Consider the following 14,245-nt stretch of genomic DNA (forward strand, 5'->3'; position numbering starts at 1 on the left):
TTAATATTTATGACGCCTTTGCGTTAGCGATAGTAGTGATAGCTTTTGGCGAGGTGAGCATCGAGCCAAAACTACAAACGGATAGCGCGACCCTTGTGGTAACGCCCAAATAATTACACTTACAATTAATTTAAATACTCAATGAAAAATATAATCATTGCAATACTTTGTGTTGCAACAACACTATCTTTTGCGCAAGAAAAAGAAGAAAACAATAAATGGTCATCTAACAGACCTGATGGGCATGCACCTATTTCTGTAATGGGAGACCACACACACCATAAAGGTGAATTTATGTTCTCTTACCGATACATGACTATGGACATGCGCCAATTAAGACAAGGTACTAATGACGCTACAACAGCAGAGGCACATTCTAATTACATGGTAGCGCCATTAGATATGACGATGAATATGCACATGATTGGTACTATGTATGCACCTTCAGATAAAATAACTGTAATGGTTATGGCTAATTATTTAGAGAATGACATGAATTTACAAATACGAAATGGTAACCAATTTACCACCAACACATCTGGCTTAGGCGATGTTTCTGTAAGCGCCTTATATAGTGTTTTCAATAAAAATAGGAAAGCTATGCATGCTCAAATTGGTATAAATATTCCAACTGGAAGTATTGAAGAAAAAAATGTACTTCCTGTATCTATGGGAAACGCTGTTCAATTACCTTATCCCATGCAACTAGGAACTGGTTCTTTTGGTGCTAATTTAGGATTGACGTATTTAGGACAATGCGATACGTTTTCTTGGGGACACCAAATTACAGGAATGATAAACATTAATGATAATGACCAAGATTATAAATTTGGAAATCGATACAAACTAAATAACTGGATTGCCGGAAAAATTGGAGATAACTTAAGTGTATCGGTAAGGCTAGAAGGTGTGTTTGTTGATGAAATTGATGGTGCTAGCGGCGCATTAAATCCCATGATGGTAACTACTGCTGATACTGTAAACTCTGGAGGAACATTTGTTAATTATGGCTTTGGTTTAAACTATTTAGTAACAAGTGGTGGACTAAAAGGCTTGCGATTTACTACTGAAATTTCCACACCGCTTTATCAAGATTTAAATGGTATTCAATTAAAACAGAATTATAATTTAACCTTTGGTTTACAATACGCATTCCATTAATCCTTTTTGTTTCAAATCTTAAAAAGCATCTTTTTTAAAGATGCTTTTTTTGTACATTTTAATGTTTACTGGCAATATTGTATCTTTAAAATAAAAAATGAAATTGAAATTTACCTTACTATACTTTAGTTTGGGTGTGTTTTTAGTGTTAGGATGTTCTGAAAATCCTGATGTTGAAACCTTAAATGATGACACTGAAATTGAGGATAGCACTGAACAAAATGAAGAAGAAACTAATACAGAAACTTCAAATGGTGTTAGTTTAAGTATTCTTTCTCTAGGAGATAGTTACACAATTGGTCAAAGTGTATGTGAAACATGCCGATTTCCTGAACAATTAAAAGAAGGCTTAAAAAAAAGAGTGGAATCAGCCTCAAGTATTAAGTTAAAAGTTATAGCCAAAACTGGTTGGACCACCTCTAGCTTAATTAGTGCTATTAACACAGAAAATCCACCAAATGATTATGATTTAGTAACCCTTTTAATTGGTGTTAACAATGAATTTCAAAACAGGCCTTTTTCTATTTACGAAACTGAATTTCCAGAACTTGTAAAAACAGCTATAAACAAAGCAAAATCTAACAAAAACAAAGTTATAGTTATTTCTATACCCGATTACGCTTATACGCCTTTTGGAAAAGGTAATATCACTATTTCTAGACGATTAGATAGTTACAATGAATTTGCAAAAAATTATTGTGAAGACAACAACATTAGCTATGTATACATAACCGATATAACTCGAGAAGGATTAGATAAACCTGAACTTGTGGCATCAGATGGCTTACACCCATCAGAATTAGCTTATACTAAGTTTGTTGATCGCATACTTCCTGTGGCTCTTTCAAAACTTTAAAATTAATTGAAAATCAAAAAAAGTGTTTCTATAATAAATCCTTTTTTTGATTACATTTACTCTATGTTTTCATCCAAGAAAAGATTAGATAACGCTTACAAAAATGCTAAAGTCATTGATTTTGATGATGATAGTAAGTTTATTCTATTTAGCGATTGCCATAGAGGTGATAATAGTTTTGCTGATGATTTTGCCAATAACCGAAATATCTACTTCCATGCTTTAAAGCATTATTATGCTGAAGGATTTCAGTATTGCGAGTTGGGTGATGGCGATGAACTTTGGGAAAACCTATCTTTTGAATCCATCTTGAATGCTCATAAGAATGTGTATATGCTTATGAAGCTATTTCATAAGGGTAATAGGCTACATATGATATGGGGAAATCATGACATGGTTTACAGAGACCCAAACTATATAAAGAAACATTTATCTACTTATTTTGATCCGAAAGTTGGAGAAGATGTTGAACTTTTTGGAGATATAAAATATCATGAAGGACTTGTTTTAAAACATTGCATGACAGGTCAAGAATTATTTTTAACCCATGGGCATCAAGCAGATTGGTGGAATTTTTTATTTTGGAAATGGAGCCGATTTATGGTTCGTGTACTTTGGAAACCACTTAACGTTATGGGAATTGCAGACCCAACAAGTCCTGCTAAAAACTACAAAGAACTCATTAAAGTTGAACGTAGAACTAAAAAATGGATTACTGAAAACAATAATTTAATGACTATTGTTGGACACACTCACAGACCACGTTTTCCAGAGCCCGGTGATATTGCTTTTTTTAATGATGGTAGTTGTGTACATCCAAGAAGTATTACAGGCATTGAGATTGAAAATGGCGCTATTTCATTAATTAAATGGCAAATTGCTACAAGAGATGATGGAACACTTCAAATTGTTAGGGTTTTACTTGAAGGCCCTGTGAAGTTGGTGGATTATAAAACCGAATAAAAACACATTTCTTAAATTCCAATGCTTAAAAAAAGATATGAAGGCTTTTTAAAAACACCTTGTTTGTGGGTAAACAATTCTATTTTTAATATTGAACAATTTGAAATTTCTTCCAAGTATGATAAGATTGAGATTTCATTAGATGAAAATCTTCGTCTGGGTAAATATGTTGAGCGTTTAGTGTCTTTTGAATTAGAACAACAAAATGATATTTCTGTTTTAGCTGAGAATATCCAAATTCAAGATGGTAAAATTACTTTGGGTGAATTGGATTGTTTACTGCTTAAAAATGATAAGCCCGTACATCTTGAAATAATTTATAAGTTTTACTTATATGATGAATCTGTAGGAGATTCTGAAATTAATCATTTTATTGGCCCTAATAGGAAAGATTCTTTATTAGAAAAACTCAATAAATTAAAGGATAAACAATTACCTCTACTCTACTCTGATGTTTGTAAACCGTATTTAGACACTCTTGATATAAACATTGAAGTTATTAAGCAACAAGTGTATTTTAAAGCACAGTTATTTTTACCTTTTTCAAATCAAGACATAAAACTTAATACTTTGAATACAGATTGTATTGCTGGGTTTTATATTAATCTAAATGCATTACAACAATTTGAGGATTGCAAGTTTTATATACCAAATAAAAAAGATTGGTTAGTCATTCCGCATGCTAACGTGAACTGGTTAAACTTTAATACATTTGAGTTGAAAACCAAAAATTTTCTTGAACAAAAATTTTCTGCTTTATGCTGGATAAAATTTAAGAATGGAGAATTAAAAAAGCTATTTTTGGTTTGGTGGTGATTAACTCTCAGGAGCAAGCTCTACTTCAAGGCCTTCCATTTCTGGAGTGATTTGAATTTGGCAGCCTAAACGACTATTATCTTGAACATCAAAAGCTTCGGACAACATAGCTTCTTCATCATCACTCATTTCTGGCAATTCCGTATCACTTTTAACATAACACTGGCAAGAGGCACACATAGCCATACCGCCGCAAACACCGATAGTACCTTCTGGAGCAAGTTCGTAAGACCTTACAACTTCCATAAGATTCATGGCCATATCAGTTGGTGCAACAATGTCGTGTGTTACGCCGTCTCTGTCTGTGATTTTTATATTTACGTCTTCCATGTTTTAATTTTGTAATTCTACCAAATGCATGTCATAATTCATGCCACAAATTTAATGTAAGTACTTTTATTTTAACGCTTTTTAGTAGTGAATTTAAAATGCCTTGTAAAAAAATAAGGAATCCTTAAAATTATAGAATTTTAAGGATTCCTTTTTCATTGGATTGTTATTTTAATTGAAACTTTAGCAGAACCTTTTTAAGTTTTCTGACTAAGCATCTATATTTACTACTTGCTCTATTTGTGGTGCGTGCTTTTTGATAGTCATTTCTACACCAGATTTAAGCGTCATTTGGTTAACACTACAACCTACACATGCGCCTTTTAATTGCACTTTTACTAGTTTATCATCTTCGATGGATAATAGAGAAATATCACCACCATCACTTTGTAAAAATGGACGAATTTCATCTAGTGCTATTTCAACTTTTTCTTTTAATTCTTCTGAAGTCATACTTTATTTTTTTACTGCTGAACAACCTGCCATGGTTGTAATTTTAATGGCTTCGGTTGGTGGTAAATCGTCGTTTCGCCTTACTACTTCTTGCACCACATTTTGAGTTAGCTTCTCGAAAGCTTGCTCTAGTGGCGTTGCTGTTTGTAATGCTGCTGGACGACCAACATCTCCTGCTTCTCTTATACTTTGTACCAAAGGTAATTCTCCTAAAAATGGAACATCTAAATCTTCTGCTAAATGTTTTGCACCTTCTTGTCCGAAGATGAAATATTTATTGTCTGGTAATTCAGCAGGAGTAAAGTACGCCATATTTTCTATAATTCCTAAAACAGGCACGTTAATACTTTCTTGTTGAAACATTGCTACACCTTTTTTAGCATCAGCTAACGCAACGTTTTGAGGTGTGCTTACTACAACTGCTCCAGTAATTGGTAGTGATTGCATGATACTTAAATGAATATCTCCTGTTCCGGGTGGTAAATCTAATAACAAGAAATCTAATTCACCCCAATGAGCATCAAAAATCATTTGATTTAGTGCTTTAGCAGCCATTGGCCCTCGCCATACTACTGCTTGATTTGGTTGTGTGAAAAATCCAATAGATAATACTTTTACGCCGTAATTTTCTATGGGTTTCATTTTTGATTTTCCATCAATGTTCACTGCTAAAGGTTTTTCAGCTTCTACATCAAACATAATTGGGATAGATGGCCCGTAAATATCAGCATCTAAAACGCCTACTTTAAAGCCCATTTTCGCTAAAGCAACAGCTAAATTTGCTGTTACTGTAGATTTCCCTACACCACCTTTTCCTGATGCTACTGCAACTATATTTTGTATCCCTGGTATTGGGTTTCCTTTTATAACATTTGTTTTGGGTTTTGCTGGTGCTTCAACTTTAACGTTTACTGTAATTTTTGCCTTCTCATAAACCTTTTCATGGATGGTTTTAAGGATATCAACTTCCGTTCTTTTTTTAGCTTGTAAACTTGGGTTTTTTATTGTGATATCAACAATAACCTCATCTCCAAATGTGATGACGTTTTTTACAGCACCGCTTTCTACCATATTTTGTCCTTCTCCAGGAACGGTAATATTTTCAAGCGCTTTTAGTATATCTTTTTTATCTAGTTTCATGTGTTATTTAATACTTGACTTTTAAAGGTCACATGCAACATTCCTTTTAAAATTTCAAGATGTCTCAAATCTTAGTTATGAATGTTTTATTTTCTCTATTAAGAATCATTCTAAGGGCAAAGATAGAGAATAAAGATTGAAGACAGCAGTCTGAAGTTAGAAGTTTTATTGATGTGATTATTAGGGATTTTTATGGTAGACCATTTTAATTATTTAAAAATAATTACAACTCCTTAGAAGGGTCCCAATACACTTTTTCTAAATCTTGAATTTGATTTTCAATAACTTTAACGCCTTCACTTTCTAACAGTTGTTGCATAAGGTTTGTGCCATCAAAATGATGTTTTCCTGTTAGTAAACCTTTTCGGTTTACTACACGGTGTGCAGGTACATCTTTTCCACTAGAACCATTCATGGCATACCCAACCATTCTTGCGCTTCTTGCTGCTCCTAAATATTTTGCAATGGCTCCGTAACTTGTTACACGTCCATAAGGAATTAGTTTTGCAACTTCATAAACTTTATCGAAGAAATTTAAAGTTTCTGGTTTCATTTTTAAATGTCTTGAATGATATTAATTAAAGTGAAAATAGAAATAACACCTGTGATACCTCCAATAATGCGATTCATGTTTTTTTGAGAAGTAAATGTTTTTCCTTTAATTTTATCAAAGAAGAAAATATACATATAGAGTGTTACAAATGTTCCTGTAGCAGCCCCAATAACATAGGCCATAATGCTAGATTTTTCGAACGTCATCCAACCGAATGACGCTAAGGTAATTGTCATATAGGCTTGATATGGTATAGGAAACACATTGATTGCCGACATGAATATGCCTTGAAAAAAACGACTGTGCTTACTTTTTATTTTTGGTTCTATTTGTTGCTTAGGAGTTGATTTAGCAACAAACAAAAAATAAATAGTTATTAAAATAAATATTACTAAAGCTACGCTTCTTAAAACACCTATTACTTCAGGGTGCATAGTTAAATAACGCGCAAAAATACTAGCCAAATAGGTTTGTACTAAAACAATAACGCATACACCTGCAGAAAACACTATACCTCTTACATGGCCTTCTTTAAGGCTTATTTTGGCTGCCGTCATGTTCAACAACCCTGGTGGGATAACACCAATCATTGCAAAAAATAAACCTAAAAAAAAGATAAAGGTTATGCTCACGCTTATTTAATTTTAAACCTAATATACGTAATTGGTTTGTTTTGTTCTAAGTATTGAGACTCGTAATAGGTTTGAATACTTGTTACCTCTTCTGGACTACCTTCTTGCTTGTAAACATTATGGTTTGCATAAAGTACATCGTGTCCCGCGCCATGTAACAAACCTAAAGTATAACCATGCATAAATTCACTATCTGTTTTGAGATTCGCAACACCTTCTGGTTTTAGTATTTTCTTGTAACGTTCTAAAAAAGTAGCATTAGTCATGCGGTGTTTTGTACGCTTGTATTTTATTTGTGGATCTGGGAATGTTATCCATATTTCGTCTACTTCATGTTCTGCAAAAGCATGATCTATGAGTTCTATTTGCGTACGAAGAAAGCCTACGTTTGAAATGTTTTCTTCAATGGCTGTTTTAGCACCTCTCCAGAAACGAGCACCCTTTATATCTATACCTATAAAGTTTTTATTTGGATATTTTTGAGCTAATGCAACAGAATACTCACCTTTACCACAACCTAACTCTAAGATTAAAGGATTATTGTTTTTAAAAAATTGTGATCTCCAATTTCCTTTTAAATCGAAATTTGATTCCACCAAATCTTCTCTTGAAGGTTGAATAACATTAGCAAATGTTTCGTTTTCTTTGAACCTTCTTAGTTTATTTTTACTCCCCAAAACTTCTTATTATTAATTTTGATTTGGTAAAATTAAGCAAATACACAAGAACCTTAATAGCTTATCTTTGAAATTAGTTAATATGTGCGTTAGGGATTGCAGTGTAAAGCCCATAACGAGGTACGAGTGAGGACTTGCAATGGAAAGCCCGACCCTTGTGGTAACGCCCAAATTATTAAAATGAAAAAACGAATTTTAGTTGCGCCTTTAAATTGGGGACTTGGACATGCTACGCGTTGCATACCCATTATTAACGCTTTGATTGACGGAGGATTTGTGCCCGTAATTGCTAGTGATGGTGCTGCTTTAGAGCTATTAAGAAAAGAATTTCCGAACTTATCTACGATTGAGTTACCATCTTACAACATTATTTATACGAAAAATGGTAGACTTTTTAAATTAAAACTTCTGAAGGATTCCCCTAAGCTTTTAAAGGCGATTAAGGCTGAAAAAAAAGCGATTTCTAGAATTTTGGAGCATAATGACATTGCTGGAATAATTTCGGATAATAGATTAGGGGTTAGAAGTAAAAAAGTGCCATCGGTTTTTATTACGCACCAGTTGAATGTTTTGAGCGGAAATACCACTTGGCTAAGCTCTAAAATGCATCAAAAAATCATTAAAAAATTTGATGAATGCTGGGTTCCTGACACTAACGATGCTATTAATTTAAGCGGCAGATTAGGGCATGTTGATGATTTTGACATGCCTGTTAAATACATAGGCCCGCTGAGTAGATTTACTAAAAGTTCCAACAAAGTGAAGAACGATTTGTTGGTTTTGCTTTCCGGCCCTGAACCACAACGGTCCTTACTTGAAGAACAATTATTTTTTAACTTAAAAGACTACACAGGAGAAGTTGTTTTTGTAAAGGGTATTGTAGAAAAAAAGCAAACTAAACAAGTATTAGGCCATATTACTATCTATAATTTTATGACATCTAACTTACTTGAAAAAAGTATTAACGAAAGTACTTTAATACTATCTAGATCTGGATACACAACTATTATGGATTTAGCTAAACTTAATAAAAAAGTATTTTTTATCCCCACACCAGGACAGTTTGAACAGGAGTATTTGGCAAAAAGACTAAATGAAATGCTTTTAGCACCTAGTTGTAAACAGGAAGATTTTAATTTGAGTAAATTACAAGAAGTTGAAAACTATAAAGGACTTAAATCTATAAACTTTGAAACTAATTTTAAAGATTTATTCGGTTTTTTCTAGGGTAAAAGAAAACTCACTCCCCACACCATACTCACTTTCAACATATATTTTCTCTTCGTGAGCTTCAATAATATGTTTTACAATAGAAAGCCCAAGACCAGAGCCCCCTTCTTTTCTCGAACCACTTTTATCAACACGATAAAAACGCTCAAAAAGTCTAGGTATATGTATTTTATTTATACCCTCACCATTATCAGTAACTCTTACAATTACTTTATTTTTAATTAGGTTTTCTATACTAACTTCTGTAGTGCCTTTTTCGCTTCCATACTTTAATGAGTTTATTATTAAATTAGTTAGAACTTGCTGAATACGGTCTTTATCTGCTTTTACAGTTATAGGGCTAGGGTAGTCTCTGTCAAAAGTTAATGTTATGTTTTTCTTGTTAGCTTTAATTTCTAACATATCAAAAACATTTTCTACAAGATCAACAATATTAAAAACCTCCATATTTAAACTTAAATCACCTACTTCTAATTTGGTAATCATGTCTAAATCATTAATAATATAACCTAACCGCTCTATCCCTTTGCTTGCTCTTTGTAAATATTTCTCTCTAATATTTTTATCATTCATTGCTCCATCAAGTAGGGTTAAAATATATCCTTGAACAGTAAATAATGGTGTTTTTAACTCATGAGACACATTTCCTAAAAATTCTTTTCGGTACTCTTCTCTTACTTTTAGAGTTTCAATTTCAAGCTTTTTATCTCTAGCAAATTTGTCTATTTCTTCAGTTAAGGTTTGCATGTTGGTGGTAATAGCCCCTTTTGCTATACTAGCAGATTCTAGTAATGTTAAATCATCATATATTTTTTTAACCCGCTTGTATATAAAACGCTCTACACTAAATTGAATAATTACAAACGAAAATAAAAAAATACAAACAGAAAAAATTAGCGGATAATACCACTGAAGTATTTGATAGTAATACAAAAAAACACTCATTAAGAGTGTTGTGTATATTGTTATGTATACCGCTGTACGAACAGCAAATCGATATGACTTTTTAAATTTTGGCTGCATTTAATCAACAAACTTATAACCTACACCTTTAATAGTTTTAAAGCTTTCGTCTCCTAATTTTTCACGAAGTTTTCTAATATGAACATCAATAGTTCTACCTCCAACAATAACTTCGTTACCCCAAACGGCATCAAGAATTTCGTCTCTTTTAAACACTTTCCCTGGCTTCGATGCAAGTAAAGATAATAATTCAAACTCTTTTCTTGGTAAAATAAGTTCTTTTCCTTTCGAGACAATTTTATATTCATCCCTATTAATAACTAAGCTACCAACTTTAACTGTATTAGCAACATCTTCTTCTTTAAAACGTCTTAAAAGCGCTTTTACTTTGCTTATTAAAACTTTAGGTTTAATGGGTTTTGTTATGTAATCGTCTGCACCTGCATCAAAACCTGCAACTTGAGAGTAGTCTTCTCCTCTAGCAGTTAAAAAGGTAATTATAGTATTTTTTAAATTCGGATTTTTTCTAATAATTTCACAAGCTTCAATACCATCCATTTCTGGCATCATTACATCTAAAATTATTAAATGTGGCAGTTCTTTTTTTGCTTTTTCAACTCCTACTTGTCCGTTTTCGGCAGTAATAATTTGATATCCTTCATTAGACAAATTATAACCAACTATTTCTAAGATATCTGGTTCATCATCAACCAATAGTATTTTAATATCCTTCTTTTTCATTACTCTTAGATATATTTATTGAAGTAAAGATAAAACTTAAAACACAATTTAATATAAATAGCTAATTTAATAACATTAAGATAACAAACCCTTAATATCAATTTTAAGATTTCGACCAATTACTGCAATATTTAACAGTGTTTTGGCATCACTTTTGCTGTAAAATACTACCTTTGTATAACCAAATCGTAGTGTATGAAAAATATTTACTCATTATTTTTATTCGCCGTATTAGCATGTTTTACAATCCAAAATCTGGATGCTCAAAACCTTGCTAAAAACCCCTCTACGCAACCTAATATTGAAGGATTAGCCATTTACCCTAACCCTGTCAATAGTCAAAGACCTATAATAAACATTACCTCTAAGCGAAGTTTAATTAAACAAATTGAAATATTTGATGTGCTTGGTAAACAAGTTTTTGCTACCGTTTTATCTGGCAGAGAATTAAATATTTCTAACTTAAGAAAAGGTGTTTATATTTTAAAAATTACTGAAAATAACATCAGTGAATCAAGGAAACTTGTTATCAGGTAGAAAAAAGTATAATATATTCTTAATGCGTTGCTTTTTAGCAGCGCTTTTTTTTTGCGTTACCACAAGGGTCGGGCTATCCGTTACAAGTCCTCGCACCTCTCCCTTAACCCCGATAGCTATCGAGGTCGGGATCAGGCTGTGGGCTATCCACTACTATCCCTAACGCGCATTCTAACTCACAATCAACAGTATAACTTATTTTGAGGTTGAATAGGTATTGTATACTTTTGTTTCTTAGAACTTATGATAGACACAACCTCTATTTTTAACATAAAAAATCAAACTGAATTTGAAGCTTTAGCCTTAGAAGTTTTTAAATTTCAATTTGAAAACAATCGTGTCTACAGGTCTTTTTGCGATTTACTTTACAAACACCCTAGTGAGGTTAAAACAATTAAAGATATTCCTTTTTTACCCATTCAGTTTTTTAAAACACGAGATGTTTTAAGTTCTAAAGACACCGTAAAAACAACTTTTACAAGCTCTGGAACTACTGGAGATGAAACAAGTAAACATCACGTTACCGATTTAAATGTTTACACCAAAAGTTTTACAAAAGGTTTTGAACTGTTTTATGGTAATATTGAAGACTATGTAGTTTTAGGGTTGCTACCTTCTTATCTAGAGCGTGAAGGCTCATCGTTAATCTACATGGTAGATGCTATGATAAAAACCTCCAAACATTCAGAAAGCGGCTTTTATTTAAACAACCTTTCTGAGTTAAAAAAAACTCTAGAAAAAACAGATAGAGAAGGTAAAAAGGTATTACTAATAGGTGTTTCTTTTGCGTTGTTAGATTTAATTGAAACCTATCAGTTCAACTTAAAAAACACTATCATCATGGAAACTGGTGGTATGAAAGGGAGACGAAAAGAACTCATCCGAACCGAACTCCATAATAGATTAAAAAAAGGTTTTGGAGTAGATTATATTCATAGTGAATATGGCATGACCGAACTTTTAAGTCAAGCGTATTCCAAAGGAAACGGTGTATTCAATTGTCCACCTTGGATGCAAATTTTAATACGTGATACTGAGGATGCACTTACTATACAAACTTCAGGAAAAGCTGGTGGTTTAAATATTATAGATTTAGCCAATATAAACTCTTGCGCTTTTATAGCAACTCAGGATTTAGGTCGTCTAAATAGCAATGGTTCCTTTGAAGTCATTGGAAGGTTTGACAATTCAGATATTCGTGGTTGTAATCTTATGGTACTATAAATTGTAAGGTCTTCTTCATTTTTAGACTTATTGTAAAATATCTCTTTTTATGAAGCAACTTCTTATTTTATTACTCATTATTACACACTCAGTATCTGCTCAAACCATAGATTACAATTTAAAAAAAGGATACGTAGCTAACGGCTTTGATGTGGTTGCTTATTTTAACAATGAAGCCATTGAAGGCGATAAAAAATTCACAACTTCATTTGATGGTGTTAAATACAAATTTTCATCATCAGAAAATCTAGAAGTATTCAATAAAAATCCTGAAAAATACATCCCTCAATACGGTGGTTATTGTGCTTACGCTATTGCTCTTAAAAGTGACAAAGTATCCATAAACCCACAAACATTTCAAATTAAAGACGAGAAACTATACTTATTTTATAATGCTTGGGGCACAAATACTTTGAAGTTATGGAAAAAGGAAAATGAAATTGTGTTAAGAGAAAAAGCAGATAAAAATTGGATGAATATCAAGTTTAAAAAATAACCTCAACTTAAAGTAAGTTTTTAAAAAAGAATACGTCTAAAATAGGGCTAAGAAAAAGAAAAATTAGTTTTTAGTGATTGGTTAATGTTAAAGCCTGAGTGAGAACTCAGGCTTTTTTATTTTTATACTATTTGTAATACAAAGTAATTCTTTTTTCCCCTTTGTAATAACACAAACTTATTGTTTATTAAATCTTTTGAGGTAATACTGTAATCATCTTTTACCTTCTCTTTATTTACTGAAATAGAGTTTTCTTTAAGTGCTCTTCTAGCCTCTCCGTTAGATTTTAAAAAGCCTCCTTTTTCAGCTAAGGCTGCAATAATATCTAATCCATTATCCATTTCAGATTGTTCAATTTGAGTTTGCGGAACACCATCAAAAACATCTAAAAAAGTTTTTTCATCTAAAGCTTTTAAATCTTCACTTGTAGATTTTCCAAATAATATATTACTTGCTTTAATAGCATTGTCTAAATCATCTTGAGAATGGACCATTACAGTAATTTCCTCAGCTAAACGTTTTTGCAATACTCTTAAATGTGGTGCTTCTTTATGTTCAGATATCAAACCATTAATTTCATCTTCATTTAAAAAGGTAAATATCTTAATATACTTTTCTGCATCTTCATCACTTGAATTCAACCAATATTGGTAAAATTTATAAGGTGATGTTCTATTGGCGTCTAACCAAACATTTCCGCCTTCAGATTTACCAAATTTTGAACCATCCGATTTTGTGATTAATGGGCACGTAATAGCAAAACCTTTTCCGCTTGCTATTCTTCTAATAAGTTCTGTTCCTGTTGTAATATTACCCCATTGATCACTTCCTCCCATTTGAATAGAGCAATTATTCGCTTTATAAAGGTGAAGAAAATCGTAACCTTGCACTAATTGATACGTAAACTCTGTAAAACTCATCCCTTCCGATGATTCGGATGAAATTCTATTCTTTACAGAATCTTTAGCCATCATATAGTTTACTGTAATATGCTTACCAACATCACGAATAAATTCAAGAAATGAAAAGTCTTTCATCCAATCATAATTATTAACAAGTTCAGCAGCATTAGCCTCATTACTTTCAAAATCTAAAAAATGAGCCAACTGTGATTTTATAGCCTCTTGATTATGACGAAGTGTTTTTTCATCTAACAAATTACGCTCATTAGATTTCCCTGAAGGATCTCCAATCATACCTGTAGCACCACCAACCAAAGCTACTGGTTTATGCCCGCAACGTTGATAATGCGCCAAAAGCATAATAGGCACTAAGTTTCCAATATGTAAAGAATCAGCTGTAGGATCAAAACCCACATAAGCACTTCGCATGCTTTCCATCAAATGTTCTTCAGCTCCTGGCATAACAGTATGTATCATGCCTCTCCAAGTTAATTCTTCAACAAAATTCTTTATCATCTTTTTTTAATTTGTACAAAACTATGCAAAGATAAAAATACAGCCATAATTACTT

The 14,245-nt window shown here is 32.3% G+C and carries 17 protein-coding genes; 8 read left to right on the forward strand and 9 right to left on the reverse strand.

The window, feature by feature from the left end:
• Positions 1–141 precede the first annotated feature (141 nt).
• The 4 genes from DIS18_RS03225 to DIS18_RS03240 all read left to right on the forward strand — a co-directional run bounded on the left by DIS18_RS03225 (position 142) and on the right by DIS18_RS03240 (position 3,796).
• Complete coding sequence (locus DIS18_RS03225; RefSeq protein ID WP_109351588.1) at positions 142–1,161, forward strand: transporter; 1,020 nt, start codon at positions 142–144, stop codon at positions 1,159–1,161.
• Positions 1,162–1,258: 97 nt separating this feature from the next.
• Positions 1,259–2,017: an SGNH/GDSL hydrolase family protein gene (locus DIS18_RS03230; protein WP_109351589.1), complete on the forward strand. Its 759-nt coding sequence runs from the start codon at positions 1,259–1,261 to the stop codon at positions 2,015–2,017.
• A gap of 63 nt (positions 2,018–2,080) precedes the next feature.
• Complete coding sequence (locus tag DIS18_RS03235; protein ID WP_109351590.1) at positions 2,081–2,980, forward strand: metallophosphoesterase family protein; 900 nt, start codon at positions 2,081–2,083, stop codon at positions 2,978–2,980.
• 21 nt (positions 2,981–3,001) lie between these two features.
• A complete protein-coding gene (locus tag DIS18_RS03240) occupies positions 3,002–3,796 on the forward strand; it encodes a DUF1853 family protein (RefSeq protein ID WP_109351591.1) in 795 nt (264 codons plus the stop codon).
• Here the strand turns inward: DIS18_RS03240 and DIS18_RS03245 are convergent, their stop codons facing one another.
• The 6 genes from DIS18_RS03245 to trmB form a co-directional block, all read right to left on the reverse strand.
• Positions 3,797–4,126 (reverse strand): 2Fe-2S iron-sulfur cluster-binding family protein, encoded by a 330-nt coding sequence (locus DIS18_RS03245; RefSeq protein WP_109351592.1) that lies wholly within the window; start codon positions 4,124–4,126, stop codon positions 3,797–3,799.
• Positions 4,127–4,336: 210 nt separating this feature from the next.
• A complete protein-coding gene (locus tag DIS18_RS03250; protein ID WP_109351593.1) occupies positions 4,337–4,579 on the reverse strand; it encodes a NifU family protein in 243 nt (80 codons plus the stop codon).
• Positions 4,580–4,582: 3 nt separating this feature from the next.
• Positions 4,583–5,719 carry an Mrp/NBP35 family ATP-binding protein gene (locus DIS18_RS03255; RefSeq protein WP_109351594.1) on the reverse strand — a complete coding sequence of 379 codons (1,137 nt, stop codon included), beginning with the start codon at positions 5,717–5,719 and terminating at the stop codon, positions 4,583–4,585.
• Positions 5,720–5,942: 223 nt separating this feature from the next.
• On the reverse strand, positions 5,943–6,272 hold the full coding sequence (locus DIS18_RS03260) for an MGMT family protein (RefSeq protein ID WP_109351595.1): 330 nt from the start codon (positions 6,270–6,272) through the stop codon (positions 5,943–5,945).
• Between the two features lie 2 nt (positions 6,273–6,274).
• On the reverse strand, positions 6,275–6,904 hold the full coding sequence (locus DIS18_RS03265; RefSeq protein ID WP_245925563.1) for a lysine transporter LysE: 630 nt from the start codon (positions 6,902–6,904) through the stop codon (positions 6,275–6,277).
• A gap of 2 nt (positions 6,905–6,906) precedes the next feature.
• Positions 6,907–7,581, reverse strand: coding sequence for a tRNA (guanosine(46)-N7)-methyltransferase TrmB (trmB, locus tag DIS18_RS03270; protein ID WP_109351597.1), 675 nt, complete (start codon positions 7,579–7,581; stop codon positions 6,907–6,909).
• Between the two features lie 180 nt (positions 7,582–7,761).
• Between trmB and DIS18_RS03275 the strand changes: the two genes are divergently transcribed.
• Positions 7,762–8,808, forward strand: a complete 1,047-nt coding sequence (locus DIS18_RS03275) for a glycosyltransferase (RefSeq protein ID WP_109351598.1) — start codon at positions 7,762–7,764, stop codon at positions 8,806–8,808.
• On the opposite strand, the gene DIS18_RS03280 is transcribed toward DIS18_RS03275, so the two are convergent.
• Together DIS18_RS03280 and DIS18_RS03285 are read right to left on the reverse strand one after the other, a co-directional pair.
• Positions 8,791–9,834 carry a sensor histidine kinase gene (locus DIS18_RS03280; RefSeq protein ID WP_109351599.1) on the reverse strand — a complete coding sequence of 348 codons (1,044 nt, stop codon included), beginning with the start codon at positions 9,832–9,834 and terminating at the stop codon, positions 8,791–8,793. The two genes, DIS18_RS03275 and DIS18_RS03280, sit on opposite strands and share 18 nt — an antisense overlap.
• Positions 9,835–10,515, reverse strand: coding sequence for a response regulator transcription factor (locus tag DIS18_RS03285; protein ID WP_109351600.1), 681 nt, complete (start codon positions 10,513–10,515; stop codon positions 9,835–9,837).
• Between the two features lie 195 nt (positions 10,516–10,710).
• Between DIS18_RS03285 and DIS18_RS03290 the strand changes: the two genes are divergently transcribed.
• From DIS18_RS03290 to DIS18_RS03300, 3 genes are all read left to right on the forward strand, one after another.
• Complete coding sequence (locus DIS18_RS03290) at positions 10,711–11,052, forward strand: T9SS type A sorting domain-containing protein (protein WP_109351601.1); 342 nt, start codon at positions 10,711–10,713, stop codon at positions 11,050–11,052.
• Between the two features lie 243 nt (positions 11,053–11,295).
• Positions 11,296–12,276 (forward strand): LuxE/PaaK family acyltransferase, encoded by a 981-nt coding sequence (locus tag DIS18_RS03295; protein WP_109351602.1) that lies wholly within the window; start codon positions 11,296–11,298, stop codon positions 12,274–12,276.
• A 49-nt stretch (positions 12,277–12,325) separates the two neighbouring features.
• Positions 12,326–12,772 carry a YHS domain-containing (seleno)protein gene (locus tag DIS18_RS03300; protein WP_109351603.1) on the forward strand — a complete coding sequence of 149 codons (447 nt, stop codon included), beginning with the start codon at positions 12,326–12,328 and terminating at the stop codon, positions 12,770–12,772.
• Positions 12,773–12,894: 122 nt separating this feature from the next.
• Here the strand turns inward: DIS18_RS03300 and tyrS are convergent, their stop codons facing one another.
• A complete protein-coding gene (gene tyrS / locus DIS18_RS03305) occupies positions 12,895–14,190 on the reverse strand; it encodes a tyrosine--tRNA ligase (RefSeq protein WP_109351604.1) in 1,296 nt (431 codons plus the stop codon).
• Positions 14,191–14,245: the final 55 nt, after the last annotated feature.

Source organism: Algibacter marinivivus, assembly GCF_003143755.1.
In the GTDB taxonomy this organism is placed as follows: domain Bacteria; phylum Bacteroidota; class Bacteroidia; order Flavobacteriales; family Flavobacteriaceae; genus Algibacter_B; species Algibacter_B marinivivus.